Raw genomic sequence first — 23,965 nt, forward strand, 5'->3', positions numbered from 1 at the left:
GCTCCCTCCGCTTGCCGGTATTTCGACCTCAGCGTAGATCCACCCGGGTTACGGAGGGGGGACGCCGCACTGCACGGCGCATGACCTTGCGGACCTTCCTCAGGCGGTCAGCCAGTTCCGGAGCCGTTCCTGGCCTGCGATGATCTTCGCCGTCTCCACCCGCTCGTCCCGCTTGTGCGCCAAGTGCGGGTTGCCGGGACCGTAGTTGACGGCGGGGATGCCGAGCGCGGAGAAGCGGGAGACGTCCGTCCAGCCGTACTTGGGCATCGGGGTCCCGCCGACCGCCTCGATGAAGGCCGCGGCGGCCGGCTGGGAGAGGCCGGGCAGCGCGCCGGGGCTGTGGTCGTCGACCACGAACTCCTCCACCCCGCAGTCGGCGAACACCTCGTGGACGTGCGCGAGCGCCTCCTCCTCGGAGCGGTCGGGGGCGTAGCGGAAGTTCACGGTCACGACGCACTCGTCCGGGATGACGTTGCCCGCCACTCCCCCGGAGATCCGCACGGCGTTCAGGCCCTCGCGGTACTCCAGCCCGTCGATGACCGGCCACCGGGGCTCGTAGGAGGCCAGGCGGGCCAGGATCGGGGAGGCGGCGTGGATCGCGTTGGAGCCCATCCAGCCGCGCGCGGAGTGGGCGCGCTCGCCCTTCGTCTTCAGCAGGACCCGCAGGGTGCCCTGGCAGCCGCCCTCCACCTGGCCGTCGGAGGGCTCCAGCAGGATCGCGAAGTCGCCGCGCAGCCAGTCGGGGTGGGCCTCGGCCACGTGCCGCAGGCCGTTGCGCTCGGCCTCGACCTCCTCCTGGTCGTAGAAGACGAAGGTGAGGTCGCGGTTGGGGGCCGGCACGGTGGCCGCGATCCGCAGTTGGACCGCGACGCCGGACTTCATGTCGCAGGTGCCGCAGCCCCAGAGCACGCCGTCCTCGTCCAGCCGGGAGGGCACGTTGCCGGCGATCGGGACGGTGTCGATGTGGCCGGCCAGGATCACGCGCTCGGCGCGGCCCAGGTCCGTACGGGCGATCACGTTGTTGCCGTACCGGTCGACGGTGAGGTGCGGGAGGGCGCGCAGGGCGGTCTCGATCGCGTCCGCGAGGGGCTTCTCGGAGCCGCTCTCGGAGGGGAAGTCGACGAGCCGCGCGGTGAGCGCGGCGGCGTCCAGCGTGAGGTCAAGCGAGGTGTCGGCCATGCCACCGACCCTAGCGCCCCACCTCCGGCGGGCCTTTTTCCGAATCCCGTGGCACCGGAGGTGAGTGTTCCGGGGGGCTCAAGTACCTTGTACCGCGTGTCAGAGACGACCCCCAACCGTCCCAAGCGCCGCGGCCGCCTCTTCCGTTTCGGCGCGGCCCTGTTGGTCCTGTGCGCCGTCGCCGCCTACCTCGTGGTGCAGTACGTCACAGGGGGCCCCGGCATGCGCGGATGCAAGGTGGTCTCGGGCACGGAGACCGGCACGGGGCCGGGGGCCGGGTCTGAGACGTCGTACGAGTTCACGCCCGAGCAGGCGGCGAACGCGGCGACGATCGCCGCCGTCGGCACCGGGCGCAACATGCCGGAGCGTGCGGTCACCATCGCGCTGGCGACCGCCCTCCAGGAGTCCGGGCTGCGCAACCTGGAGCACGGCGACCGGGATTCGCTCGGCCTGTTCCAGCAGCGGCCCTCGCAGGGCTGGGGCACCGAGCGGCAGATCTTGGACCCGGCGTACGCGGCGGGCATCTTCTACGCCCATCTCGCCAAGGTGCCCGATTACACCCGGCTGCCGCTGACCGTGGCCGCACAGCGCGTGCAGCGCAGCGGCTACCCGGAGGCGTACGCCAAGCACGAGCCGGACGCCACGCTGCTGGCCGCCGCGCTGACCGGCCGCTCGGCGGCCGCGCTGACCTGCGACGGGCGTCCGGAGCGCACGGCGGAGGCGACCGGTCCGTACGCGGTGCGCGCCGCGCTGGTACGGGACTTCGGGCGGGACGCGCTGCAGGAGACGGGCGCCGAGGTGGGCGGTACTCCGGTGCCCTCGCCGACACCCGCGCCGAGTGTCACCGCGACCGCGCACGGGCGGACCGTGACCGTTCCCGTGCCGCAGGGCGCCAAGCGGGACGCGGCGGGCCGCAGTGAGCGGGAGCGGGGCTGGCAGCTGGCGCAGTGGGCGGTGGCCAACTCCTCGGCGCTGCACATCCAGCGGGTGGCGTACGCGGGGCGGGAGTGGAGCGCCGGGAACACGGACACGCGGTGGCGCGCCACTGGTGGGCCGTCCGCGGCGGGGACGGACACGGGCACCGGCGCCGGGAGCGGGAGCGGGACGGACAGTGGGGGCGGGTCCGGGGGTGCGGAGTCGTCCCTGGGCGCGGTCCGGATAGTGACCGGACAGTAGTACGGGTCTTCACTCCGCCGGGTTGTGCGGGGGCGGTCGGCGCGGGTTCGCGGGCGGGTGCCGGGTGGCGCTCGGGATGCCTTGGGAATCAAGGGCCGGAAGGATTCTGCAGGGGCTTCCATGGACGGTCTTTGCCCGTTTTTATCCACACCTGATAATGCGATGCGTTATCCATTCTTTACCTGAGGGGTCCGCAACCTTCGTCGGCTTCGAGCGGTAGTCACGGCGTCCGACCACGGACGACATCACGTTCTCTCCCGTCGAATGGAGCATCATGTCCCTCCCTCTGACCCGCCGGATCGCCCGTGCCGCGCTGCTCGTCGCAGCGGGAGCGGCTGCCGGGGTCGGTGCGGCCGGCTCCGCCAGCGCGGCCGCGAACCTGCCGACGGCCACTCCGAACCTGGGTGGTCTGAGCACCCTGGACACGGCGCACGTCGGTGACACCGTCGACGGTGCCGCCCAGAACGTCAGCGGGCTCGCGGGCAACGCGGGCAGCAACGCGCTGAAGCAGGCCGTGCCGGCGACGGGGCTGGCCGGTGGCGGTGCGGTGAAGAAGGCGGCGCCGACGGCGCAGCAGGCGGCGGGGGCCGCGGCTGGGGTGCTCGGGGGTGCCACGTCCAGTGCGAAGGGTGGGCTGCCGGTTCAGGGTCTGCCGCTGGGCGGCTAAGCGCCTGGCTTTGACCACGCCGACGGGGTCCAGGGAGTTCCCTGGGCCCCGTCGGCCTTTGCTGTTCTACGTCGGTCCCGTCGGGCGGTGTTGCTTCGGCACCCGGCGCCGCAGGCCGTGCCCACCCTCCCCCATCCCCTGCGGAACGCCTGCCCACGGCGGGGGCGGCCGGGGCGGGGCGGCGGCCCGACGGAGGTGGCGGAGCGGCGGGCACAGCGGAGACGGCGGCGCGGCGGGGCGGGGCGGCAGCCCGACGGAGGTGGCGGAGCGGCGGGCGCGGCGGGGCGGGCGCGGCGGAGGTGGTGGGGGCTGCGCGGATGGTGGGCTGGGGAGGTCGGGCGGGCGAAGCCGGCCGGGGCGGCGGGCCCCGGGGGCGGTGTCCCGCTCGGGGCGGCGGGCCCCGGGGGCGGTGTCCCGCTCGGGGCGGCGGGCCCCGGGGGCCGGTGCGGCCGTCGGGGCCGCCGGTCGGCTACTGGGTCAGGCGGTGGGTGGCTGCTTGGGTTCGTTCGTCTGTTGCTGTGAGGGCTACTCGGACGAAGGTGGCGCCGGCGGGGCCGTAGAAGTCGCCGGGGGCTACCAGGATGCCCAGGTCGGCCAGGTGGGCGACGGTGGTCCAGCAGGGTTCGTCTCGGGTGGCCCAGAGGTAGAGGCTGGCCTCGCTGTGTTCGATGCGGAAGCCGTGGGCGAGGAGGGCGTCGCGCAGCGCCGTGCGGCGGGCCGCGTAGCGCGCGCGCTGCTCGTGGACGTGGGTGTCGTCCGCGAGGGCCGCCACGGTGGCCGCCTGGGTGGGCGCCGACGTCATCATGCCGCCGTGCTTGCGGATCTCCAGCAGCGGGCCGAGGACGGCCGGGTCACCGGCGGCGAAGGCGGCGCGGTAGCCGGCCAGGTTGGAGCGCTTGGAGAGCGAGTGGACGGCCACGATGCCGTCGTACGAGCCGCCGTTGACCTCGGGGTGCAGCACCGAGACCGGGTCGGCCTCCCAGCCCAGCTCGATGTAGCACTCGTCGGAGACGACCAGGACGCCGTGGGCGCGGGCCCAGCTGACGATCTCCGTCAGTTCCCGCTGGGACAGCACCTTGCCCGTGGGGTTCGACGGCGAGTTCAGCCACAGCAGCCTGAGGTTCGCCGGGTCCAGGTCGCGCGGGTCGTCGTAGGCCTCGTACTCGGCGCGGGCGAGGCGGGCGCCGACCTCGTAGGTCGGATAGGCCAGCCGCGGGTAGGCCACCTTGTCGCCGGGGCCCAGGCCGAGCTGGGTCGGCAGCCAGGCGACGAGTTCCTTGGAGCCGACGATCGGCAGCACGTGGTGGTGGGTGATCCCGCGGGCGCCCAGCCGGCGCTCCAGCCAGCCGGTGATCGCGTCGCGCAGCGCGGGCGTGCCCCAGACCGTCGGGTAGCCCGGCGAGTCGGCCGCGTCGACCAGGGCCTTCTGGACCAGCTCGGGGACCGGGTCGACCGGGGTGCCGACGGACAGGTCCACGATCCCGTCCGGGTGAGCGGCGGCCGTCTGCTTGTACGGGGCCAGCTTGTCCCAGGGGAACGTGGGGAGCCGGTCGGAGACTGCGGACACGGTTCTTGCTCGCTTTCGTCGGTACGGCGCCGGCCATCGGTGCGGCGACGCGGCCGTGGGTACGGCGAACGCCTCGGTCCCGTGCGGCGGTGATCAAGGTGATCGGGGCCGTACGGGACCGAGGCGGCGATGGGGGTCCCCCCGGTTCGAGCGAAGCCGAGAACTGGGGGAGTGCGGGGCCGCCGGGCTGTTACTCGGCCTGCGGCGGCAGCGCGGCGATGAAGGGGTGGTCCCGCTCGATCAGACCCAGCTTGCTGGCGCCGCCGGGCGAGCCGAGCTCGTCGAAGAACTCGACGTTCGCCTTGTAGTAGTCCTTCCACTCCTCCGGAGTGTCGTCCTCGTAGAAGATCGCCTCGACCGGGCAGACCGGCTCACAGGCACCACAGTCGACGCATTCGTCCGGGTGGATGTACAAGGACCGCTGGCCCTCGTAGATGCAGTCGACCGGGCACTCCTCGATGCACGCCTTGTCCTTGACGTCGACACAAGGCTGCGCGATGACGTAGGTCACGCTGTCGTTCCTCCTCGATTGGGCGCTGGCGGGCCTCCTCAGGCTCCGCCGCCTGGCGCGCGGGAGCGCGGCGTCGTCGATGCCCGCCCCTAGTATCTCCGTTCCGGGGCATGATCCGAACAGGAGGGGTGAACTGACCAGTGGAAATCTCGGCGACAGGACGACTTGAGGTCCGTATCACCCCTGCTGACGTGGGGAAACGAGTCTCGGTGCGGCGTTTGACCGAACTTGGGGGCGGGGCTGAGAAGTTCACCGACACGGTGGGTGTTCTCACATCATGGGACGACGGCGTGCTCATGATCACACGTCGGGACGGCGCGGGTGTCCGGATCGCGGAATCCGCGGTGGTCGCGGGCAAAGTCGTGCCGGCCGCCCCGGCGCGTCGCCGCGGTCCGGCGGCGAGCTACCCGGAGCTGGCCCGGGTCACCGCGCGCGGCTGGCCGCCGGTGGAGAGCGAGCGGCTGGGCGAGTGGGAGCTGCGGGCTGCCGGCGGGCACACGCGGCGGGCCAACAGTGTGCTGCCGCTCGGTGACCCCGGGACGCCGCTCGACGAGGCGCTGGGGGTCGTACGACGCTGGTACGGCGAGCGCGGCCTGCCCGCGTACGTGCAGGCGGCCACGGGTGCCGAGGGCACGCAGGAGCTGCTCTGCGCGGAGCTGGAGCGGCGCGGATGGGTGCGCGAGGTGACCACCGAGGTGTGGATCGGCGCGCTGGCCCCGCTCGCCGACCGGGCGGAAGACGCGGGTCCGCGTGCGGCTGCCCGCGTCATGCTGTCGCGGGAGGCCGACGAGGCGTGGCTCGCGCTGTACCGGGGCGGAGAGGTGGTCGAGGCGGCGGCTCGGCATGTGCTGGCCGGTGGGCCGTCGGTGTGGTTCGCGCAGGTGCCCGGGGCGGCGGGTGAGGCTCCGGACCCCGCGGCCCCGGCAGGTACGGCTCCGGACCCCGCGGCCCCGGCCGGTGCGGCTCCGTTCCCCGCGGCCCCGGCCGGTGCCGCTCCCGCGGCGATCGGGCGGTGTGTGGTGGACGGCCGTTGGGCGGGCTTCGCCGCGATCGAGGTGGATCCTGTGCGGCGCCGTGAGGGGCTGGCGACCCGGGTGATGGCGGCCCTGGCCGGGCGGGCCCTGGAGGAGGGTGCCTCGGCGGCCTGGCTGCAGGTCGAACGGGACAACGAGGCGGCCCGGGGGCTGTACGCAGGTCTGGGTTTCACGCGGCACCACAGCTACCACCACTACCGGGCGCCGGAACCCTCCGGCACGGGGAGCTAGGAAGCCTCGTGGAAGGGCATGAGCCTGGCATGGGCCATCCGTACCTGCCGCCCCCGTACCCGCCCGGTCCCGAGCGGGCCGCCGAGGTGCGGCGGAGGTTCGGCGAGGAGGCGCGCTCCGAGCGGCCCGACCTCTCCGCCCTGTGCCTGCTGATCGGCGCGGCGGCGGACGGCTCGCTCGACGACGCCGGCCTCGACGCCGCGCAGCTGGAGCTGGACGAGCTGGCCGGACAGCTGCCGTACCGGCCGGGCGGCCCGCGCGCGTGGGCGGAGGCGGTACGGCGGCTGCTGGGCACGCGGTACGACTTCGGCGGGTCCCCGGCGGACTACCAGCGGCTGGAGTCCTCCCTGCTGCACGAGGTGCTGCGACGCCGGCGCGGGCTGCCGATCCTGCTGTCGGTGGTGTGGCTGGAGGTGGCCCGCAGGGCGGGCGCGCCGGTGCACGGGGTGGCGCTGCCGGGTCACTTCGTGGTCGGTTTCGGGCCGCCGGAGGAGCAGGTGCTGGCCGATCCGTTCGAGGGCGGGCGGGTGCTGAGCGGGCCGGACGCCGAGGTCCTGGTGGCCGGGGCGACGGGGACGCCGCTGGAGCCGTCCATGCTGGTGCCCACGACGCCGTTGCAGGTGGTCCAGCGGGTGCTCAACAACATGCGGGCGTGGGCTTCGGCCCGGCCCGAGCGGTCGGACGTCGCGCTGCTGGCCGTCGAGTTGGGCCTGCTGCTGCCGGCGCACCCGGCCCGGCTGCGTTACGAGCGGGGTCAGCTGCTCGTGCAGCGCGGCGAGTTCGTCGCGGGGGCGGCGGAGCTGGAGGCGTACGCCGAGCTGGTCGGGGTGGTCGACCCCCACACCGAGGAGCGCGCCCGGGCCCAGGCGCGCGAGGCACGGGCCCTGCTCAACTAGGAGCGCTTCTCAGCAGGAGCCGTTCTCACTGACGGCCGCTCTCACCGGGCGCCGTTCCCGCAGGGTGCCGCTCACACCGGGCACCGCTCCTACCGGGAGCCGTGCCCACTGACCGCCGTTCTCACTGGCACCGGGAGCCGTCTCACAGCCAGCCCTTCTCCCGCGCTATCCGTACCGCCTCCGCCCTGTTGCGTACGGCGAGTTTCTGGATGGCCGTGGAGAGGTAGTTGCGGACCGTGCCCTGGGAGAGGTGGAGGGCGGCGGCGAGTTCCGCGTTGGTGGAGCCGTCGGCCGCCGCGCGGAGGACCTCGCGCTCGCGGTCGGTGAGGGGGTTGGCGCCCTCGGCGAGGGCCGCCGCGGCGAGGGTGGGGTCGATGACCCGTTCCCCGGCGAGGACCTTGCGGACGGCCTCGGCGAGCTGGGCGGCGGGGGCGTCCTTGACGAGGAAGGCGTCGGCGCCGGCCTCCATGGCGCTGCGCAGGTAGCCGGGGCGCCCGAAGGTCGTGAGGACGACGAGCTTGACGTGCGGGAACGCGCGGTGCACTTGGGCCGCCGCCTCGATGCCGGTGCAGCCGGGCATCTCGATGTCGAGCAGGGCGACGTCCACGCCGTGTTCGCCGACGGCCGCGAGCACCTGGTCGCCCCGCGCGACCTGGGCGACGACCTCGATGTCGTCCTCCAGGCCGAGCAGGGCGGCCAGGGCCTCGCGGACCATCGACTGGTCCTCGGCGAGGAGAAGCTTGATCGCGCTCGTCATGCCCCGGATCCTACGTCCACCGAGGTGGCCGTAGGGACGCGGGCGACCAGCCGGAATCCGCGCCTGGCCCGGCCCGCCTCCAGCGTGCCGCCGGCCTTCTCCAGGCGCTCGGCGAGGCCGGTCAGGCCGTTGCCGGGGCCCTTGCCGGAACCGCCGGATCCGTTGTCCTCGACGCTGAGTTCGAGGTGGGGGCCGTCGAGGGTCTGGCGGTGCAGGAGCTGTACGACGCACCGGTCGGCGCCGCTGTGCCGGACCACGTTGGTGACCGCCTCGCGCAGCGCCCAGGCGAGCGCGGACTCGGCGTCCTCGCCGACGCCGGTGAGGTCGGGTTCGGCGGGCACCTCGGCGGTGACCCCGGCCGCGGTGAGCGCGACCCTGGTCCCGGCGAGTTCGGCGGCGAGGCGGGGGCGCCGGTAGCCGGTGACGGCCTCGCGGACGTCGACCAGCGCCTGGCGGCTGACCTGCTCGATGTCCGCGACCTGCTGGGCCGCCTTCGCCGGATCGCCGGGCAGCATCCGGCCGGCCAGCTCGCTCTTCAGCGTGATCAGGGACAGCGAGTGGCCGAGCAGGTCGTGCAGGTCGCGGGCGAGGCGCAGCCGCTCCTCGTTGGCGGCGAGCTGGGCGACGGTGGCCCGGGCCTCGCGCAGTTCGACGGTCGTCCGCACCAGCTGGCGGATGCCGGTCATCGCGAACCCGATGAGCAGTACGAGCACGACCAGGCCGACCGCCTGGTCCTCCCCGGCGTACAGGCCGACCAGGTACATCAGGGCCGCCGAGGCGGGGATGGCCCAGTAGGCGGCCCGCAGGGGCAGGGTGGCCCCGCAGGCGACCGAGAGGTAGACGAAGAGTCCGAGCCAGGGGGTGCCGAGTGTGCCGGCCAGGACGACGGCGAGGACGCAGAGGACCGCGAGCAGGACGATCACGGCGCGGGCGGAGAACGGCCGGCCCATGTTGCGGAACACAAGCGTCAGGTAGAAGCCGACGAACGCGGTCAGGCCGACCGAGCCGGCGACGGTGGCGCCGGTGCCGTGGTCGCCGCTGATCAGGTCCTGGAGGGGAGAGCTGAGGAAGACCAGCCAGACGCCGATCCACAGCAGTTTGATCAGCAGGTCGCGCCGGTTGCGGGGCGGCTGGCCCACCCACATCCGGTGTTCCGGCCGGTGGGTGCCGGTGCGCGGGTCTTCCGTCATGGTGCTCACGCCTTCAGCGTGTCCTTCCGGTACAGCCAGGCCGCGCCGCCCGCGAAGAGGACGAAGGAGACGGCGAGGACGGCGATGTCCTGGGCGCTCGGCGACTGGCTCTGCTCGACCGCCCGCCCGAGGGAAGCGTACGCGTGACTGGGCAGCCACTTCGCGATGTCCTGCAGCCACTGCGGGAAGTTCGTGGACGGCATCCACAGGCCGCCGAGCAGCGACAGACCGAAGTAGATGATCATCGTGATGGGCCGGACCGCGTCCCCGGAGGCGAGGTAGCCGATGGCGACGCCGAGCGCGGCGAAGACGAGGCTGCCCGCCCAGATGACCCCGGTGAGCGCGAGCCACTGCCAGGCGGCGAGGCGTACGTCCTTCACGGCGGCGGCGACGATGAACACGAAGACGATGGACGGCAGGCTCACCACGGCGGCGCTGGCCGTCTTGGCGAGGACGTAGCCGCGCCCGGGCAGGGAGGTCAGCCGCAGCTGCCGTACCCAGCCGCTCTCGCGCTCCTTGGCGATGCGCTCGCTGTTGCCCATCAGCACGGCGGTCAGGGCGCCGAAGGAGGCCATGGAGACCATCAGGTAGGTGGCGACGGTCAGCCCGGTGCCGTCGACCTTCTCGCTCGTGCCGGCGCTGCCGCTGAAGATCAGGAACAGGATCGAGGGGTAGAGGACCGAGAAGAACAGGAACTTGCGGTTGCGCAGGGCGCGGGCGAGTTCGAGCTTGATCAGACTGTTCATGACTGCTTGGCCTCCTCGGCCTCCGTGATGGCGACGAAGGCCTGCTCCAGGCCGAGGCCGGCGACTTCGAGGTTGCGGGGGTAGACACCGGAGCCGTACAGGGCGTGGACGGTGGCGTCGGCGTCGGAGGACTGGATGCGGACGGTCTGGCCGGAGACGTCGAGTGAGGTGAGGAAGGGCAGGTTGCGCAGGGCGGCGTGGTCGATGGTGCCCTCCAGGTCGAAGGAGACCCGGCGGGCGCCGGCCTTGGCCTTGATCTCGGCGGCGGTGCCGTCGGCGAGGAGCCGGCCCCGGTGCAGCACGAGCACCCGGTCGGCGATGGCGTCGGCCTCTTCGAGGTAGTGGGTGGCGAAGAGGACCGTACGGCCCTGGTCGGCCTGTTCCCGCATGGTGGCCCAGAACGCCTGGCGGGCGCTGACGTCCATGCCGGTGGTCGGCTCGTCCAGCACGATCAGGTCGCTGTCGCCGGCGGTGGCGAGGGCGAAGCGGACGCGCTGGGCCTGACCGCCGGACAGCTTGTTGACCTTGCGGTCGGCGATCTGGGTGACGCCCGCGCGGGCCATCACGTCGGCGGCCCGGTACGGCTTCGGGTGCAGGGCGCAGGCCAGCTTCACCAGCTCCTCGACCGTGACCTCGTCCATCAGGCCGCCGCTCTGCAGCATGGCGCCGACGTGGCCGCGGACGATGGCGTCCCGCGGGCTGGTGCCGAACACCTCGACCGTGCCGCTGTCGGCCTGCTTGAGACCGAGCAGCAGGTCCAGCGTGGTGGACTTGCCGGCGCCGTTCGGGCCGAGCAGGGCGACGGTCTCACCGGGGTGCAGGCGGAGGGAGAGCCCGTCCACGGCCCGTACGTCGCCGTACGTCTTGGTCACCTGGTCGAACCCGACCACGGCGGTGGCGGTGTCGGGTACGGCTGTCGTTGTCATGGGGTAATGCTGGCCGCTGAGCTCTGCGGGTGTGCAGTGTCGGGGGTCCTGAGTGCGGGATGACGAATGTCATGGTGCGCGGGCCGAGTCTGTCATCTGCGGGTGCGTCGTGGCTTGTCGCGCAGTTCCCCGCGCCCCTTTCAGGGCGCTGCCGCCGAGCCCCGTAAGGGGCGCGGGGAACTGCGCGATCAGCACCCACCGGCCCGCAGCCGACCGACCACGCAGCGCCCCCTAGTTGGGCGTCGTACTGATAACCGCCACCCTGTTCGTCTTGCTGACCAGCGCCTGCCGCAGCGCCACGTACACGTCCTGCGGCGTCACAGCCGTCTTCTTGCCGCTCGCCCGCGTGATCAGCACGTTGTCGAACGCGTGGCCGTACAACTGCTGGAGCGCGTTCAGGTCGGGCTTGTCGGTCAGCTTGCCGTCGGGCGTGGCCGCCACCCTGAGGAACTTCCACAGGGACTTCTGCGGGCTCATCCGCACCGAGTGCGCCGCGTCCGTCTGCACGGTCACTGTCCCCGACATGGCCGGCTCGGCGAACGCCTTCATCTCGCGGTCGACCTCGGCCTTGGAGACCGTCGGCTGCCTGGTGGTCGTTGGGACGGTCACCGGGGTCACCGTGCCCGTCTCCACCTGCGTGCGGTACGCCTGTTCGACCGCCCGGGTCGACTGGGCCGCGTCGATGGCCTTGCCGGCCTTGCCGTAGACGGCGACGGCCTGGCCCGACTTGAACTCGATGCCGCCCTCGGTGACGGAGCCCGAGCCGCCGCCCGCCTGCTGGAGCGCGACCTGGAGCTTCTCCTCGTCGACCGGCATGACCGGCTCGACGGTCCGCTGCTGCCCGAAGAGGTTGCCGATCACGGAGACCGGGTTGTAATCGTTGGTCGCGGCCTTGCCGACCGTGGCCTGGAAGTCGAACTGCAGACCCGCGTTCTCCGGGGTGAGGGAGACGGTCTTGCCGCCCACGGACAGCTTCAGCGGCTTGTTGACCCGGCTGCCGAAGGCGTCGTCGAGCTTCTTGACCGCGTCGTCGCGGGTGCCGCCGCCGATGTCGACGCCGAGGACGGTCGTGCCCTTGGGCACGTCGGTGTGGTTCATCAGCAGCCCGGCGCCGTAGGCACCGCTCGCGAGGACCACCACGCCGACGCAGAGCAGGACGAGCTTGCTGCGGCCCTTCTTCTTCTGCGGCTTGGCCGCCGCCTTGGGCGGCGCGACCGGCTCGGGCAGCTTGGGCGCGGTGTGCGGGCCCTGGCCCTCGGCGCGGGCGCCCGGGCGGAACGGGGAGTTGCCGGCGGACGGGACGACCGGGATGCCGCTGGTGACGGTGTGCCCGGAGACGTTGTCCGCCGGAGAGCCGTAGCCGGGGGTGCCGTCCGGGGCCGGCTTCTGCGGCGTGAGGATCGCGGTGTCGTCGCTGAGCGCGGCACCGGGGGCGAACGGGCCGCCGTGGGCGCCCATGCCGTTCGCCGCGCCGGGGGCGTCGTACGCGCCGGAGCCGGACGGGGCGTCGAAGCCGGACGGGGTGTCGAAGCCGGAGGGGACGTCGAAACCACCCGTGTCGGTGAAGGACTCGCCGGACCGCAGGTCGATGTCGCCGAGGCCGCCCCGGCCGCCGACGGGCGGGATGACGGGGCCGTCGCCGGTGACCGGGCCGCTGGTCGGGCCCGTGGGGCCCTGCGGGCCGCCGGAACCGCCCAGTCCGTTCGGGCCGTTGAAGCCGCTGCGCCCGCCGGGACCGCCCGCGCCGCCACCCGGCACACCGGGTCCACCGGCACCGCCGAAGCCCGCGGTGCCGGACGGGGCGCCGGGCAGGCCCGGACCGTCCCCGCGGCCGGTGCCGCCGTTCTGGCCGCCGTTCTCGGCGAAGTACGGCAGGTCGTCGCGGCGCGGCTCGTCGGCGCCGCTCGCGCCGGGGCGGGAGCCGCCCAGCGGTCCCGCGTTCAGTGCCTCGGTCACGTCGAAGGAGCCGGTGCCGCCGCCGTGCCCCGGGGCCACGGGGCCACCGGTGGCGCCGGGCAGCCCCGGGCCGTTCGTGCCGCCCGGGCGGGAGGTGCCCGGCACGCTCATGGAGCCGACCACGCCACCGGGACGGCCGCCGCCGGGGCGTGCTCCGGTGCCGCCGGCCGTGGGAGCGGAGGCGGGGCCCGCCGTACCCGGTGAGCCGGGCGCCCCCGAGGCGCCCGACGTGCCGGTCGTGCCGGATCCCGCGGCCGAACCACCGGGCATCCCTGCCCCGTTCGTACCGCTTCCGCCCTGACCGCCCCTGTTCGCACCGGACTTGCGGGGCGCGAACCAGTCGCTGGCCCGTTCCTCGGCCGGCGCCGCGGGCTCGTCGGGAACCTCGGGAGCGGCGGCGGGCGCGGGGGCCGGGGTCTGAGGACGCGGGTCGGCGCCGGCGTCGACGGCGGCGGCGCCTTCGGTGTCCCCCATGGGCTTGCGCACGACGACCGGAGGAATCGGCCGGGACCCGGGGATGTTGATCCGGATCCGGGTCGTCAGCGTCGTCTCGGTCTTGCGTTCCTCCGGCTGCGCGGGCGAAGGGCCCGCGTCCGAACCGTCGCCGGAAGCCATGGGGGTCCCGTACGGCGGGGTGCCGGAGGGGTATGCGGCTCCGCCGCGCCCGTTGGGCCCGGAGGACGGAGTGTCAGTTTCACGACTCAAGGCAGGTTCTCCCGGTTGGCTCCGCCGCCCGTCACGACCTCACGCGGGCACCTCGGCGGCGCGCACCACCATACTGGCCGCGTCTGCCGGGTATCCCGGGACCGATGCGGAAACCCACACCGGACTCGCACCTGAGCGGTACGGCTGTTGTCTGCCGGGGCACCGGGTCCCGGCGAAGTGGTACGTCACTTGCCAAGTCGGGCAGGGCCGGCCCCGGGCCGCCCCACCGGAGCAAGGGTGGCGCAGATCACAGCCGAGGTCATGCCGCCGAGCAGGAACAGGTAGGAGCTGATCCCCGCCCCGTACAGGAAGTCCCCCTCGGGCCGGGAGGCGACGAGCAGAAGCGCGGCGATGATCCAGCCCGCCACCGGCGCGACCGCCCCGGCGCGGCGCCCGGTCGCGTACGCCCCGCCGAGGAAGAGTCCAGTGGCACCGGCGAGGGCCAGCAGCAGCCCGCCGGGGAGCCAGGCGGCCTGCACCAGGGCCCCGGCGAGGGCGACGACCGCGCCGAGCAGGAACAGTCCCGTGTAGGCGGCGGCCCGGCCGGCGGAGGGGGGCTTCAGCGGCTGGGCCATCAGCGGTCCGCGGCCTGCCGTACTCATGACGCCTCCTCGGTGGCGGTGCCGGTGATGCTGGGGGCCGCGGTGCCGGTGTGGGCCGCGGTGCCGGTGACGGCGTCGGCGTCCGTGCCGAGGCCCCCGAACAGGTCGGTCTCGTCGGCTCCGGCCGCCTCGCCGCGGACCAACTCGTAGTACTCGGTGGTGAACAGGGGCTGAGCCAGCTCGTTGGAGAGCACGAAGTACCGTCCGGCCACGGTGATCTGGGTGGCGTGGGCGCGCATCGCCGCCGCCTTGGCGTCCGCGTGCGCGGTGCCGTCGACCGCGGTGGTGATCCTCGCGTCGTCCACGACTCCGGGTACGTCGTCCACGGCGGCGCTCTTCTCGAACGGCAGGGCGGGCAGCTCGTCCCGGAGACGGGCGAAGGCGGACTCGGCGACGGAGCGCGGCACGCGGTTGACGTACACCTTGTCGATCCGGTGGCCGGCCTCGGCGGCCAGTTCGACGGCCCGCAGTGCGACGCGGTGGGCCTGGATGTGGTCGGGGTGGCCGTAGCCGCCGTTGTCGTCGTAGGTGACGAGGACCTGGGGGCGGGTCTCCAGGATCACCTCGACGAGGTGTCCGGCGGCCTCGTCGACGTCGGCCTGCCAGAAGCAGTCCGGGTCGTCATTGTCGGCGATGCCCATCATTCCGGAGTCGCGGTAGCGGCCCGGGCCGCCGAGGTGCCGGACGTCCGTCACGCCCAGCTCGCGGGCGGCGGCGGCCAGCTCGCCGCGGCGGTGCGCGCCCAGCGCGGCACCGGCGAGGTGCCGCAGCCGGGGCGGGATGACCTCGCCGCGCTCACCGAGCGTGCAGGTGACCAGGGTCACGTGGGCACCCTCGGCCGCGTACTTGGCCATCGTCGCGCCGTTGTTGATCGACTCGTCGTCCGGGTGCGCGTGCACCAGGAGCAGACGGCGAGCTGGGAGTTCCGTCATGGGCCCAGCCTACGAGGCGGGACCGACAGCGCCGCGCACCCGGGGGCGGGCACGGTCAGAACTTGATGCTGCCGATCATGCTGGCCACGTTCGTGGTCAGGTCGGTGATCGTGGGCGCGACGGTCGAGGAGGCGAGGTAGAACCCGAGCAGCATGCAGACCACCGCGTGGCCGCCCTTCAGCCCTGACTTCTTGATGAGCAGGAAGACGACGATCGCCAGCAGCACCACCGCCGAAATCGAGAGTGCCACGGCGGCTCACCTCCAAAGTTCCCGGGGACGAGGGCGGGTACGCACACGGGGGTTGCGTCTCGGTTGTGTCGTGGTTGTGGACCGGCAAGGCAAAGCCATGCGGATGCCAGCAGGTTCATACCCACTCAGCGGTAGTGATCATAACTATCCGTGCTCGCGCATCGCTCGGCGCACGGCCGCACAAGGGGGCGCATGGCCAATATGGTCGAGGCATGACGACCGAGGCTGACTCCTTCCCCCGTCGACACGCCCGCACCCAGCGGTTCACGCTCGGCGCGCCGCGCGCGTTCACCGTGGCGCCCGACGGTTCACGTGTCACGTTCCTGCGCTCCCCCTCCGGCACCGACCGGGCCAACTGCCTGTGGGTTCTGGACCTTCCGGACGGCCCGGAGCGGGTGGCGGCCGACCCCGGCGCCCTGCTCGGGGGTGCCGCCGAACAGCTCTCGCCCGAGGAACGGGCACGCCGGGAGCGCAGTCGCGAGGGGGGCGCCGGCATCGTCGGCTACGCCACCGACGCGGCCGTGGAGTCGGCGGCCTTCGCCCTGTCCGGGCGGCTGTTCACTGCCGATCTGCGCGCCGGCGCCGAGGCCGGTGCGACCCGCGAACTGCGGGTCCCCGGACCGGTGATCGACCCGCGTCCGGCACCGGACGGACGGCACGTCGCGTACGTCTCCGGTGGTGCGCTGCGTGTGGTGGAGGCCGGCGGCGAGGGCGACCGGGCGCTGGCGGAGCCGGAATCGGACAACGTCACCTACGGTCTCGCCGAGTTCGTCGCGGCCGAGGAGATGGGGCGCGCGCGGGGCTTCTGGTGGGCGCCGGAGTCGGACCGGCTGCTGGTGGCGCGCGTCGACGACACGCCGGTGAACCGGTGGTGGATCGCGGACCCGGCCCATCCCGGCCGGGAGCCGAACCTGGTCGCGTACCCCGCGGCGGGCACGGACAACGCGGAGGTACGGCTGTTCGTGCTGGGCCTCGGCGGGGAGCGCACGGAGGTCGCGTGGGACCGGGCGCGCTACCCGTACCTGGCGCGTGTGCACTGGTCGGGGGCGGGTGCGCCGCTGCTCCTGGTGCAGTCCCGGGACCAGCGCGGCCAGGTGTTCCTGGCGGTGGACCCGGAGTCGGGCGCGACCCGGATGGTGCACGCCGACGAAGATCCGGTTTGGCTGGAACTGTTCCCCGGGGTGCCGTGCTGGAGCCCGTCCGGGCAGCTCGTGCGGATCGCGGACGAGGGCGGTGCGCGCCGTCTGGCGGTGGGCGAACGTCCGCTGACCGGCCCGCAGTTGCACATCCGGGCGGTGCTGGACGTGACCGCCGACGACGTACTGGTGTCGGCGTCCGCGGGTGAGGAGGCGCAGTCCCCCGAGACGGGTGAGATCCATGTGTACCGGGTGAACGAGCTGGGCGTGGAGCGCGTGTCGCAGGAGCCCGGTGTGCACTCGGCGGTGCGCGCCGGGGGCGTGACCGTGCTGGTGTCCTCGGTACTGGACAGTCCGGGCGCCCGTGTCCAGGTGCTGCGTGACGGAAAACTGACGGCGACTGTCCGGTCGTACGCCGAAGATCCCGGTATGTCCCCCCGCGTGACGCTCACTCGTGGGGGCGCACGCAAAATTCCGTGCGCCGTGCTTATGCCTACGGACTACTCCGGTGACACGCCCCTCCCGGTCCTGATGGATCCCTACGGCGGCCCGCACGGCCAGCGGGTGGTGGCCGCGCACAACCCCCACCTGACCTCGCAGTGGTTCGCCGACCAGGGCTTCGCCGTGGTCGTCGCCGACGGCCGGGGCACTCCCGGCCACTCCCCCGCCTGGGAGAAGGCGGTCCGGGACGAGGTGGCCGCGGTGGCCCTCCAGGACCAGGTCGACGCCCTCCACTCGCTCGCCGGTGACTTCCCGCTGGACCTCGGCCGGGTGGCGATCCGGGGCTGGTCCTTCGGCGGCTATCTGGCGGCGCTGGCGGCACTGCGCCGCCCGGACGTCTTCCACGCGGCGGTGGTCGGCGCACCGGTCACGGACATGCGCCTGTACGACACGCACTACAAGGAGCGTTACCTCGGGCACCCGGACGAGCAGCCGGAGGTCTACCGGCGCAACTCCGTCATCGACGACGCGGGTCTGGTCGACGCGGCCGAGCCGCACCGGCCGATGATGATCATCCACGGGCTGGCCGACGACAACGTGGTCGTCGCGCACTCCCTGCGGCTGTCCTCCGCCCTGCTGGCCGCCGGCCGCCCGCACGAGGTGCTGCCGCTGTCCGGGGTGACCCACATGACCCCGCAGGAGACGGTCGCGGAGAACCTGCTGCGGCTGCAGCTGGACTTCCTCAGGCGCTCGCTGTCCCTGAACGCGCCGACGGGGCAGGCCGGTTAGACGGGGCAGGCCGGTTAACACGCGGGCAACGCGCCCGACGCCGTACCGATATACGGACCGGAAAGGCTGACGGGCGTACGGCTGGTGCGGATGCCGTAGCGAGCGGGCCGGGGCGGCACCACGCCACCCCGGTCCGCAGCCGTACGGCGAAGCCGTCTCACTTCGGCCCCGCCTCACTCCGCCCCTTCGCCGGTCTCACTCCACCCCGTCACCCGTCCACGCCGTCGATCCTTTGCCCGGCTCCCGCGGCCGGTCGTCGCCCGAGGCGTCGGGCGGGGGCTGTGTCGCCTCCTCCGGCGGCACCACCCGTTTCTCCTCGGCGAAGTGGCAGGCCGAGGGATGGACGGCCGGACCGCTCGCGCCCTGGAACGCCTCCGGCACGGCCAGCAGCGGCACCTCCTCCGCGCACCGCTCCCGCGCCTTCCAGCAGCGGGTACGGAAACGGCACCCGGACGGGATGTTCGTCGGCGACGGCACGTCACCCGTGAGGATGATCCGCTCCCGGTGTTCGCGGGCCTCGGGGTCGGGGACGGGCACCGCGGAGAGCAGCGCCTGGGTGTAAGGGTGCGTGGGATGGTCGTAGATCTCGGCGTCGCGGCCGATCTCCACGATGCGGCCCAGGTACATGACGCCGACCCGGTCGGAGATGTGCCGGACGATCGAGAGGTCGTGCGCGATGAAGACGTAGGAGAGGTCGAAGTCCGACTGCAGCCGGTCCAGCAGGTTGATCACCTGGGCCTGCACGGAGACGTCCAGGGCGGAGACCGGCTCGTCGGCGACGATCACCTCGGGGCGCAGGGCCAGTCCGCGCGCGATGCCGATGCGCTGGCGCTGGCCGCCGGAGAACTGGTGCGGGTAGCGGTTGACGTACTCCGGGTTGAGGCCGACCACGTCGAGCAGTTCCTGGACCCGGCGCCGCCGGTCGCCCTTGGGCGCGACCTCGGGGTGGATGTCGTACGGCTCCCCGATGATGTCGCCCACGGTCATGCGGGGGTTGAGGGAGGTGTAGGGGTCCTGGAAGACCATCTGGACGTTGCGGCGCACGGCCTTCAGGGCGCGGCCGGACAGCTTGGTGACGTCCTCGCCCTTGAACCGGATGGCGCCGGCCGTGGGCCGCTCCAGGTGGCAGAGCATCTTGGCGACCGTGGACTTGCCGCAGCCGGACTCGCCGACGATGCCGAGGGTCTCGCCGCGGCCGAGGGTGAAGTCGACGCCGTCGACCGCCTTGACCGCGCCGACCTGCTTCTTGAACAGGATGCCCTGGGTGAGCGGGTAGTGCTTGACGAGGCCGCTGACCTCCAGGACGGGCTCACCGGTCGACGTCATGCAGGCACTCCCTCCAGAAGTGGCAGGCGCTGCCGCGGTCGCCGGACACCTCGTACAGCGGGGGTACGTCGGTGCGGCACACGTCCTGGGCCATCGGGCAGCGGGGGTGGAAGGCGCAGCCGGGCGGGATGTGCATGAGGTTCGGCGGCAGTCCCTTGATGGCGTACAGTTCCTGGCCCTTCTGGTCGAGGCGCGGGATGGAGTCCAGCAGGCCGCGGGTGTAGGGGTGAGCGGGGCTCTTGTAGATGTCGAGGACGGGGGCCGACTCGACGATCTTCCCCGCGTACATGACCGCGATCCGGTCGGCGACGTCGGCGACGACGCCGAGGTCGTGGGTGATGAGGATGAGCCCCATGTGGTACTCGCGCTGCAACTCCGCGAGCAGGTCCATGACCTGGGCCTGGACGGTGACGTCGAGGGCGGTGGTGGGCTCGTCGGCGATGATGAGGGCGGGCTCCAGGGCCAGCGCCATGGCGATCATGATGCGCTGGCGCATGCCGCCGGAGAACTGGTGGGGGTAGTCGCGGACCCGCTGGGCGGCGGCCGGGATGCGCACCCGGTCCATCAGCTCGACGGCCTTGGCCCGCGCGTCCTTCTTCGACAGGCCGCGGTGGACGGTGAACATCTCGCCGAGCTGCTCGCCGACGGAGAGCACGGGGTTGAGGGACGACAGCGCGTCCTGGAAGATCATCGCCATTCCGGCGCCCCGGACCTTCCGCCGCTCCTCCCCCTTCATCTTCAGCAGGTCCTTGCCCTGGAAGAGGATCTCCCCGCCGGTGATCCGTCCCGGCGGCATGTCGAGGATGCCCATCACGGCCTGCGCGGTGACGGACTTCCCCGAGCCGGACTCGCCGAGCACCGCGAGGGTCTCCCCCGCGTCGACGGCGTACGACACGCCGTTGACGGCGTGGGCGACGCCGTCCCGGGTGCGGAACTCCACGTGCAGGTCGCGGACGTCGAGCAGCATGGCGCTCTCACCTCAGCTTCGGGTCGAGGGCGTCGCGCACCGCGTCGCCGAGCATGATGAAGGCCAGGACGGTGATCGCGAGCGCGCCGGCCGGCCACAGCAGGGCGTGCGGCGCGTTGCGGATGTAGGGGGAGGCGGCGGAGATGTCGATGCCCCAGGAGACGCTGGGCGGTTTGAGGCCGACGCCGAGGTAGGACAGGGTCGCCTCCAGGGCGATGTAGGTGCCCAGCGCGATGGTCGCGACGACGATGACGGGGGCGACGGCGTTCGGGGCGATGTGCCGCAGCAGGATGCGGGTGTTGGAGGCGCCGAGGGCGCGGGCGGCCTGGACGTAGTCGTTCTGTTTGGCGGTGATGACGGAGCCGCGGGCGATGCGGGAGATCTGCGGCCAGCCGAGCAGGACGATGAAGCCGACGACCGGCCAGACCGTGTTGCTGGTGACGACGGACAGCAGGACGAGTCCGCCGAGGACGACCGGGATGGCGAAGAAGATGTCGGTGATCCGGGACAGCACCGAGTCCCAGATGCCGCCGACGTATCCGGCGAGCCCGCCGAGCACGGACCCGAGGATCGCCACGCCGAGGGTGCTGCACACGCCCACCGCGACGGACGCCCGGGCGCCGTACACGGTCCGGGTGTAGACGTCGCAGCCCTGGCCGTCGAAGCCGAACGGATGGCCCGGCTGGGAGCCCTGCTGGGCCTTGGCGAGGTCACACGTGAGGGGGCTGCCGGAGGTGATGGCCGAGGGCCACAGGGAGATGAAGACCAGGAAGAGGATGACGAGGGCGGAGATCAGGAAGACGGGGTTGCGCCTGAGGTCCCGCCAGGCGTCGGACCACAGCGACCGGGGCTTCTCGGCCGGGCCGGTGCCCTCCGGTCCTCCGGGAGTCTTCTCAAGCGTGACGGCCTCGCTCGCGCCGAGGTCCATCGCGCCGCCCATGCCGGTGCCCGCGATGGCGCGCTCGGGCTCGTACGGCTGCTCAGGCATAGCGGATCCTCGGGTCGAGTACGGCGTACAGGAGGTCCACGAGCAGGTTGGCGACCAGGAAGACCAGCACGAGGACGGTCACGAAGCCCACCACGGTCTGGCTGTTCTGCCGCAGGATGCCCTGGTAGAGCTGGTAGCCGACGCCGTGGATGTTGAAGATCCTCTCGGTGACGATCGCGCCGCCCATCAGCGCGCCGATGTCGGTGCCGATGAAGGTGACGACGGGGATGAGGGAGTTGCGCAGCAGGTGCCGGGTGATGACCCGGCGCCGGGGCAGGCCCTTGGCGATGGCGGTGCGGACGTAGTCGGAGCGCCGGTTCTCCGCGATGGAGGTCCGGGTCAGCCGGGTGACGTAGGCGAGCGAGACGGAGGCCAGGACGAGGCCGGGCAGGATCAGCTCGTCGAAGGTGGCCTCCGGGGACACCGAGGGGCTGATCCAGCCCCACTCGACGCCGAGCAGCAGCTGGAGCAGCAGACCGGTGACGAACGTGGGGACGGAGATCACGACGAGGGTGGTCAGCAGTACGCCCGTGTCGACGGGCCGGCCTCGGCGCAGACCGGTGACGACACCGAGGGCGATGCCGATGACGATCTCGAAGATGATCGCCACGATGGTCAGCCGGATGGTGACGGGGAACGCCGTTCCCATCAGCTCGGTGACCTTCTGCCCGTTGAACGCCGTACCGAAGTCACCGGTGAACACGTTCCCCATGTAGGTGAGGTACTGCTGGGGGAAGACGGGCTGGTCGAGGCCGAACTGGTGCTTCAGCTGGGCGGCGGTCGCCGGGTCGCACTGCCGCTCCCCGCACAGTCCGGCGATGGGGTCGCCCATCACGTTGACCATGAGGAAGATCAGCAGGGTGGACCCGATGAACACCGGGATCATCTGGAGCAGTCGCCGGACGACATAGCGTCCCATGGCGGGTCAGCTGACCTTGATCTCGTCGTAGACCGGGACGCTGAACGGGTTGAGCGCCACGTTGGACAGCCGCTGGGAGTAGCCCGCGCTGCCGTTCTGGTACCAGAGCGGGATGGCTGCCATGTTGTCCCGGACGACTCCCTCGGCCTGCTGGAAGGTGGAGACGGCCTTGGGGAGGTCCGTCTCGGCGTTGGCCTGGTCGACGAGCTGGTCGAACTGCTTGTTGGACCACTTGCCGTCGTTGGAGGAGGCGTCGGTGTAGTAGAGCGGCTGCAGGAAGTCCTGGATGAGCGGGTAGTCCATCTGCCAGCCCGCCCGGAACGGGCCGGTCATCTTGTGCTGCCCGATCTGGTTGCGGAAGTCGGCGAAGGTGCCGATCGGGTTGCCGACGCAGGCCTTGCCGTTGCCGAGCACGTTGTTGATGGAGTTGCAGACGGCGTTGACCCAGTCGCGGTGCGAGCCGGTGTCCGCGTTGTACGAGATCTTGACCTGGCCGCCGGGGAGCCCGCCGCCCTCCTTGATGAGCTTCTTGGCCTCGGCCGGGTCGTAGTCGCAGGCCTTGCCGCACAGGCCGGACTTGTAGCCGCCGGCCGAGCCGAGGACCGGTGAGGTCCAGTCGGTGGCGGGGGTGCGGGTGTTGTTGAAGATCGTCTCGGTGATCTGCTTGCGGTTGATGGCCATGGACAGGCCGGTGCGCACCTTCTGGGCCCCGGAGGAGTTCCAGTCCTTGTCGTAGAAGGGGAAGGCGAGGGTCTGGATGATGCCGGCCGGGGTGTTGATGTAGCGGTCGCCGAGGTCGCTCTTGACGTTCTTCAGCTGGGAGGCGGGGATGTCGTCGACGAGGTCGAGGTTGCCGGCCATGAGGTCGGTGTAGGCGGTGTTGTTGTCGGTGTAGACCTTCAGGGTCACGCCGCCGTTCTGGGCGGCGTCCGGGCCCTTGTAGCCGGTCCACTTCTTCAGCTGCATCTGCGAGCCCTTGGTGTAGGACTCGATCGTGTAGGGCCCGTCGCCGACCGGCTTGTTCAGCCAGGCCGCGTGGTCGGTGAAGAACGCCTGGGGCAGCGGGGCGAAGGCCGCGTAGCCGAGGGTGACGGGGAAGCCGGAGAACTTCTGGTTGAGCTTGACGGTGAAGGTGTGGTCGTCGACGACCTTCAGGCCGGACAGGGTGTCGGCGCTCTGCTTGCCGCTCTCGGGGTGCACCTTGTCGTAGCCGTCGATGTAGCCGAAGAAGTACGCGTTCTTCTGGTTGTTCTTCAGGCTCGCGCCGTAGTTCCAGGCGTCCACGAAGGAGCGGGCGGTCACCTTCTCCCCGTTGGAGAAGGTCCAGCCGTCCTTGAGCTTGATGGTGAAGTTCTGCGAGTCCTTGGTGTCGATGGACTGGGCGATCATGTTCTCGGCCTTGGCGGTCTTCGGGTTGTACCGCACCAGCCCGCGGAAGATCATGTCGAGCACCTTGCCGCCCTGCACCTCGTTGGTGTTGGCCGGCTCCAGCGGGTTCTGCGGGTCGCCCCAGGAGGAGCTGAGCACCCCGCCGCCGCTGCCGCTCCCGCCGCCGCTGTCGCTCGAACCGCCCCCGCAGCCCGTCGCGGCGAGCGCGACCGCCACCGCACCGGCGGCCCATCGGGCGTGCGTGATTCCCCGCATGGCGTGCCTCCTCCGTGATCACCGAACCGTTACCGGTCAATATCAACCCATAAGGTGCACATCGCACGCGCGGCGCCCCCTTGAGGGGGTCCTCGTACGGCCTTTAGGGGGACGCCGGGGCGGCCCCAGGGGATGACTCACCCGAACGCGGGCACGATCTTGGGACGTCTTTGGTGATCTTGAGACCGGGGCGCAATGGATCTCCGGGCAACGATGCCGAAACGTTGGATTCCGGCGCGCTCGTGTACGCATTTCGACACATCGGCGTCCGCATATCGAACTCCTTGCCGGGATTGTCCATTTGGTCCGATGTGAAGCACAGTTTGGTTACATCGCGCTACCTGCCCCACTACGGAACGGTCAAGCCCGAGCAAAAAAGGTAAAGACGCAACCAAGGCGACCGAGAATTTATTGACCTTGAATGAATTGC

General features: G+C 72.1%; 21 protein-coding genes. 5 read left to right on the forward strand and 16 right to left on the reverse strand.

Annotation, left to right across the window (positions count from 1 at the left end; genetic code table 11):
* Positions 1-99: 99 nt before the first annotated feature.
* A complete protein-coding gene (gene dapE, locus DBP14_RS10430; protein ID WP_129306828.1) occupies positions 100-1,179 on the reverse strand; it encodes a succinyl-diaminopimelate desuccinylase in 1,080 nt (359 codons plus the stop codon).
* Between the two features lie 162 nt (positions 1,180-1,341).
* Between dapE and DBP14_RS10435 the strand changes: the two genes are divergently transcribed.
* A complete protein-coding gene (locus DBP14_RS10435) occupies positions 1,342-2,355 on the forward strand; it encodes a heavy metal transporter (RefSeq protein ID WP_129311780.1) in 1,014 nt (337 codons plus the stop codon).
* Between the two features lie 274 nt (positions 2,356-2,629).
* Positions 2,630-3,022: an ATP-binding protein gene (locus DBP14_RS10440; protein ID WP_129306830.1), complete on the forward strand. Its 393-nt coding sequence runs from the start codon at positions 2,630-2,632 to the stop codon at positions 3,020-3,022.
* Between the two features lie 469 nt (positions 3,023-3,491).
* On the opposite strand, the gene DBP14_RS10445 is transcribed toward DBP14_RS10440, so the two are convergent.
* Together DBP14_RS10445 and fdxA are read right to left on the reverse strand one after the other, a co-directional pair.
* A complete protein-coding gene (locus DBP14_RS10445) occupies positions 3,492-4,589 on the reverse strand; it encodes a bifunctional succinyldiaminopimelate transaminase/glutamate-prephenate aminotransferase (protein WP_129306832.1) in 1,098 nt (365 codons plus the stop codon).
* Positions 4,590-4,779: 190 nt separating this feature from the next.
* Positions 4,780-5,100 (reverse strand): ferredoxin, encoded by a 321-nt coding sequence (gene fdxA, locus DBP14_RS10450; RefSeq protein WP_030929316.1) that lies wholly within the window; start codon positions 5,098-5,100, stop codon positions 4,780-4,782.
* 140 nt (positions 5,101-5,240) lie between these two features.
* Here fdxA and DBP14_RS10455 point away from each other — a divergent pair, with 140 nt between their 5' ends.
* Together DBP14_RS10455 and DBP14_RS10460 are read left to right on the forward strand one after the other, a co-directional pair.
* Positions 5,241-6,365 (forward strand): GNAT family N-acetyltransferase, encoded by a 1,125-nt coding sequence (locus DBP14_RS10455; protein WP_129306834.1) that lies wholly within the window; start codon positions 5,241-5,243, stop codon positions 6,363-6,365.
* A gap of 29 nt (positions 6,366-6,394) precedes the next feature.
* Positions 6,395-7,261 (forward strand): transglutaminase-like domain-containing protein, encoded by an 867-nt coding sequence (locus tag DBP14_RS10460; RefSeq protein ID WP_129306837.1) that lies wholly within the window; start codon positions 6,395-6,397, stop codon positions 7,259-7,261.
* A 142-nt stretch (positions 7,262-7,403) separates the two neighbouring features.
* Here the strand turns inward: DBP14_RS10460 and DBP14_RS10465 are convergent, their stop codons facing one another.
* The 8 genes from DBP14_RS10465 to DBP14_RS10505 all read right to left on the reverse strand — a co-directional run bounded on the left by DBP14_RS10465 (position 7,404) and on the right by DBP14_RS10505 (position 15,325).
* A complete protein-coding gene (locus tag DBP14_RS10465) occupies positions 7,404-8,018 on the reverse strand; it encodes a response regulator transcription factor (RefSeq protein WP_129306839.1) in 615 nt (204 codons plus the stop codon).
* Positions 8,015-9,208, reverse strand: a complete 1,194-nt coding sequence (locus tag DBP14_RS10470) for a histidine kinase (protein WP_129311781.1) — start codon at positions 9,206-9,208, stop codon at positions 8,015-8,017. The genes DBP14_RS10465 and DBP14_RS10470 overlap by 4 nt, the downstream gene beginning before the upstream one ends.
* 5 nt (positions 9,209-9,213) lie before the next feature.
* Positions 9,214-9,954, reverse strand: coding sequence for an ABC transporter permease (locus tag DBP14_RS10475; RefSeq protein WP_129306841.1), 741 nt, complete (start codon positions 9,952-9,954; stop codon positions 9,214-9,216).
* Positions 9,951-10,880 carry an ABC transporter ATP-binding protein gene (locus DBP14_RS10480; RefSeq protein ID WP_129306843.1) on the reverse strand — a complete coding sequence of 310 codons (930 nt, stop codon included), beginning with the start codon at positions 10,878-10,880 and terminating at the stop codon, positions 9,951-9,953. The genes DBP14_RS10475 and DBP14_RS10480 overlap by 4 nt, the downstream gene beginning before the upstream one ends.
* A gap of 231 nt (positions 10,881-11,111) precedes the next feature.
* Positions 11,112-13,541: a hypothetical protein gene (locus DBP14_RS10485; RefSeq protein WP_206739247.1), complete on the reverse strand. Its 2,430-nt coding sequence runs from the start codon at positions 13,539-13,541 to the stop codon at positions 11,112-11,114.
* Positions 13,542-13,726: 185 nt separating this feature from the next.
* Positions 13,727-14,143 (reverse strand): DUF6113 family protein, encoded by a 417-nt coding sequence (locus tag DBP14_RS10495; protein WP_129306847.1) that lies wholly within the window; start codon positions 14,141-14,143, stop codon positions 13,727-13,729.
* Positions 14,140-15,075 carry an N-acetyl-1-D-myo-inositol-2-amino-2-deoxy-alpha-D-glucopyranoside deacetylase gene (gene mshB / locus DBP14_RS10500; protein WP_129306849.1) on the reverse strand — a complete coding sequence of 312 codons (936 nt, stop codon included), beginning with the start codon at positions 15,073-15,075 and terminating at the stop codon, positions 14,140-14,142. Before mshB ends, DBP14_RS10495 begins: the two co-directional genes overlap by 4 nt.
* Before the next feature lie 55 nt (positions 15,076-15,130).
* Entirely contained in the window at positions 15,131-15,325 is a 195-nt protein-coding gene (locus DBP14_RS10505; RefSeq protein ID WP_129306851.1) for a hypothetical protein, read from the reverse strand.
* A gap of 212 nt (positions 15,326-15,537) precedes the next feature.
* On the opposite strand from DBP14_RS10505, the gene DBP14_RS10510 reads away from it, so the two are divergent.
* Complete coding sequence (locus tag DBP14_RS10510) at positions 15,538-17,691, forward strand: prolyl oligopeptidase family serine peptidase (RefSeq protein WP_129306853.1); 2,154 nt, start codon at positions 15,538-15,540, stop codon at positions 17,689-17,691.
* Positions 17,692-17,886: 195 nt separating this feature from the next.
* On the opposite strand, the gene DBP14_RS10515 is transcribed toward DBP14_RS10510, so the two are convergent.
* Genes DBP14_RS10515 through DBP14_RS10535 form a run of 5 tightly spaced genes read right to left on the reverse strand, consistent with a single transcriptional unit; the run spans position 17,887 to position 23,535 of the window.
* The gene (locus DBP14_RS10515; protein ID WP_129306855.1) at positions 17,887-19,017 is read right to left on the reverse strand and encodes a dipeptide ABC transporter ATP-binding protein; all 1,131 of its coding nucleotides are present in this window, start codon (positions 19,015-19,017) and stop codon (positions 17,887-17,889) included.
* Positions 19,001-19,984, reverse strand: coding sequence for an ABC transporter ATP-binding protein (locus DBP14_RS10520; protein ID WP_129306857.1), 984 nt, complete (start codon positions 19,982-19,984; stop codon positions 19,001-19,003). Before DBP14_RS10520 ends, DBP14_RS10515 begins: the two co-directional genes overlap by 17 nt.
* A gap of 7 nt (positions 19,985-19,991) precedes the next feature.
* Positions 19,992-20,972, reverse strand: coding sequence for an ABC transporter permease (locus DBP14_RS10525; protein ID WP_129306859.1), 981 nt, complete (start codon positions 20,970-20,972; stop codon positions 19,992-19,994).
* Complete coding sequence (locus DBP14_RS10530; RefSeq protein ID WP_129306861.1) at positions 20,965-21,891, reverse strand: ABC transporter permease; 927 nt, start codon at positions 21,889-21,891, stop codon at positions 20,965-20,967. Before DBP14_RS10530 ends, DBP14_RS10525 begins: the two co-directional genes overlap by 8 nt.
* Positions 21,892-21,897: 6 nt before the next feature.
* Positions 21,898-23,535: an ABC transporter substrate-binding protein gene (locus DBP14_RS10535; protein ID WP_129306863.1), complete on the reverse strand. Its 1,638-nt coding sequence runs from the start codon at positions 23,533-23,535 to the stop codon at positions 21,898-21,900.
* Positions 23,536-23,965: the final 430 nt, after the last annotated feature.

Origin of the sequence: Streptomyces sp. L2 (assembly GCF_004124325.1) — a bacterium.
Taxonomy (GTDB): Bacteria; Actinomycetota; Actinomycetes; order Streptomycetales; family Streptomycetaceae; genus Streptomyces.

What these genes read in the sequence shown, in the direction of transcription:
- DBP14_RS10530 (WP_129306861.1), bottom strand. Translation starts at nt 21,891, where the DNA reads ATGGGACGCTATGTCGTCCGGCGACTGCTCCAGATGATCCCGGTGTTC.
- dapE (WP_129306828.1), bottom strand. Translation starts at nt 1,179, where the DNA reads ATGGCCGACACCTCGCTTGACCTCACGCTGGACGCCGCCGCGCTCACC.
- DBP14_RS10520 (WP_129306857.1), bottom strand. Translation starts at nt 19,984, where the DNA reads ATGCTGCTCGACGTCCGCGACCTGCACGTGGAGTTCCGCACCCGGGAC.
- DBP14_RS10440 (WP_129306830.1), top strand. Translation starts at nt 2,630, where the DNA reads ATGTCCCTCCCTCTGACCCGCCGGATCGCCCGTGCCGCGCTGCTCGTC.
- DBP14_RS10525 (WP_129306859.1), bottom strand. Translation starts at nt 20,972, where the DNA reads ATGCCTGAGCAGCCGTACGAGCCCGAGCGCGCCATCGCGGGCACCGGC.
- DBP14_RS10510 (WP_129306853.1), top strand. Translation starts at nt 15,538, where the DNA reads ATGACGACCGAGGCTGACTCCTTCCCCCGTCGACACGCCCGCACCCAG.
- DBP14_RS10470 (WP_129311781.1), bottom strand. Translation starts at nt 9,208, where the DNA reads ATGACGGAAGACCCGCGCACCGGCACCCACCGGCCGGAACACCGGATG.
- DBP14_RS10495 (WP_129306847.1), bottom strand. Translation starts at nt 14,143, where the DNA reads ATGAGTACGGCAGGCCGCGGACCGCTGATGGCCCAGCCGCTGAAGCCC.
- DBP14_RS10515 (WP_129306855.1), bottom strand. Translation starts at nt 19,017, where the DNA reads ATGACGTCGACCGGTGAGCCCGTCCTGGAGGTCAGCGGCCTCGTCAAG.
- mshB (WP_129306849.1), bottom strand. Translation starts at nt 15,075, where the DNA reads ATGACGGAACTCCCAGCTCGCCGTCTGCTCCTGGTGCACGCGCACCCG.
- DBP14_RS10460 (WP_129306837.1), top strand. Translation starts at nt 6,395, where the DNA reads ATGGGCCATCCGTACCTGCCGCCCCCGTACCCGCCCGGTCCCGAGCGG.
- DBP14_RS10480 (WP_129306843.1), bottom strand. Translation starts at nt 10,880, where the DNA reads ATGACAACGACAGCCGTACCCGACACCGCCACCGCCGTGGTCGGGTTC.
- DBP14_RS10465 (WP_129306839.1), bottom strand. Translation starts at nt 8,018, where the DNA reads ATGACGAGCGCGATCAAGCTTCTCCTCGCCGAGGACCAGTCGATGGTC.
- DBP14_RS10535 (WP_129306863.1), bottom strand. Translation starts at nt 23,535, where the DNA reads ATGCGGGGAATCACGCACGCCCGATGGGCCGCCGGTGCGGTGGCGGTC.
- DBP14_RS10475 (WP_129306841.1), bottom strand. Translation starts at nt 9,954, where the DNA reads ATGAACAGTCTGATCAAGCTCGAACTCGCCCGCGCCCTGCGCAACCGC.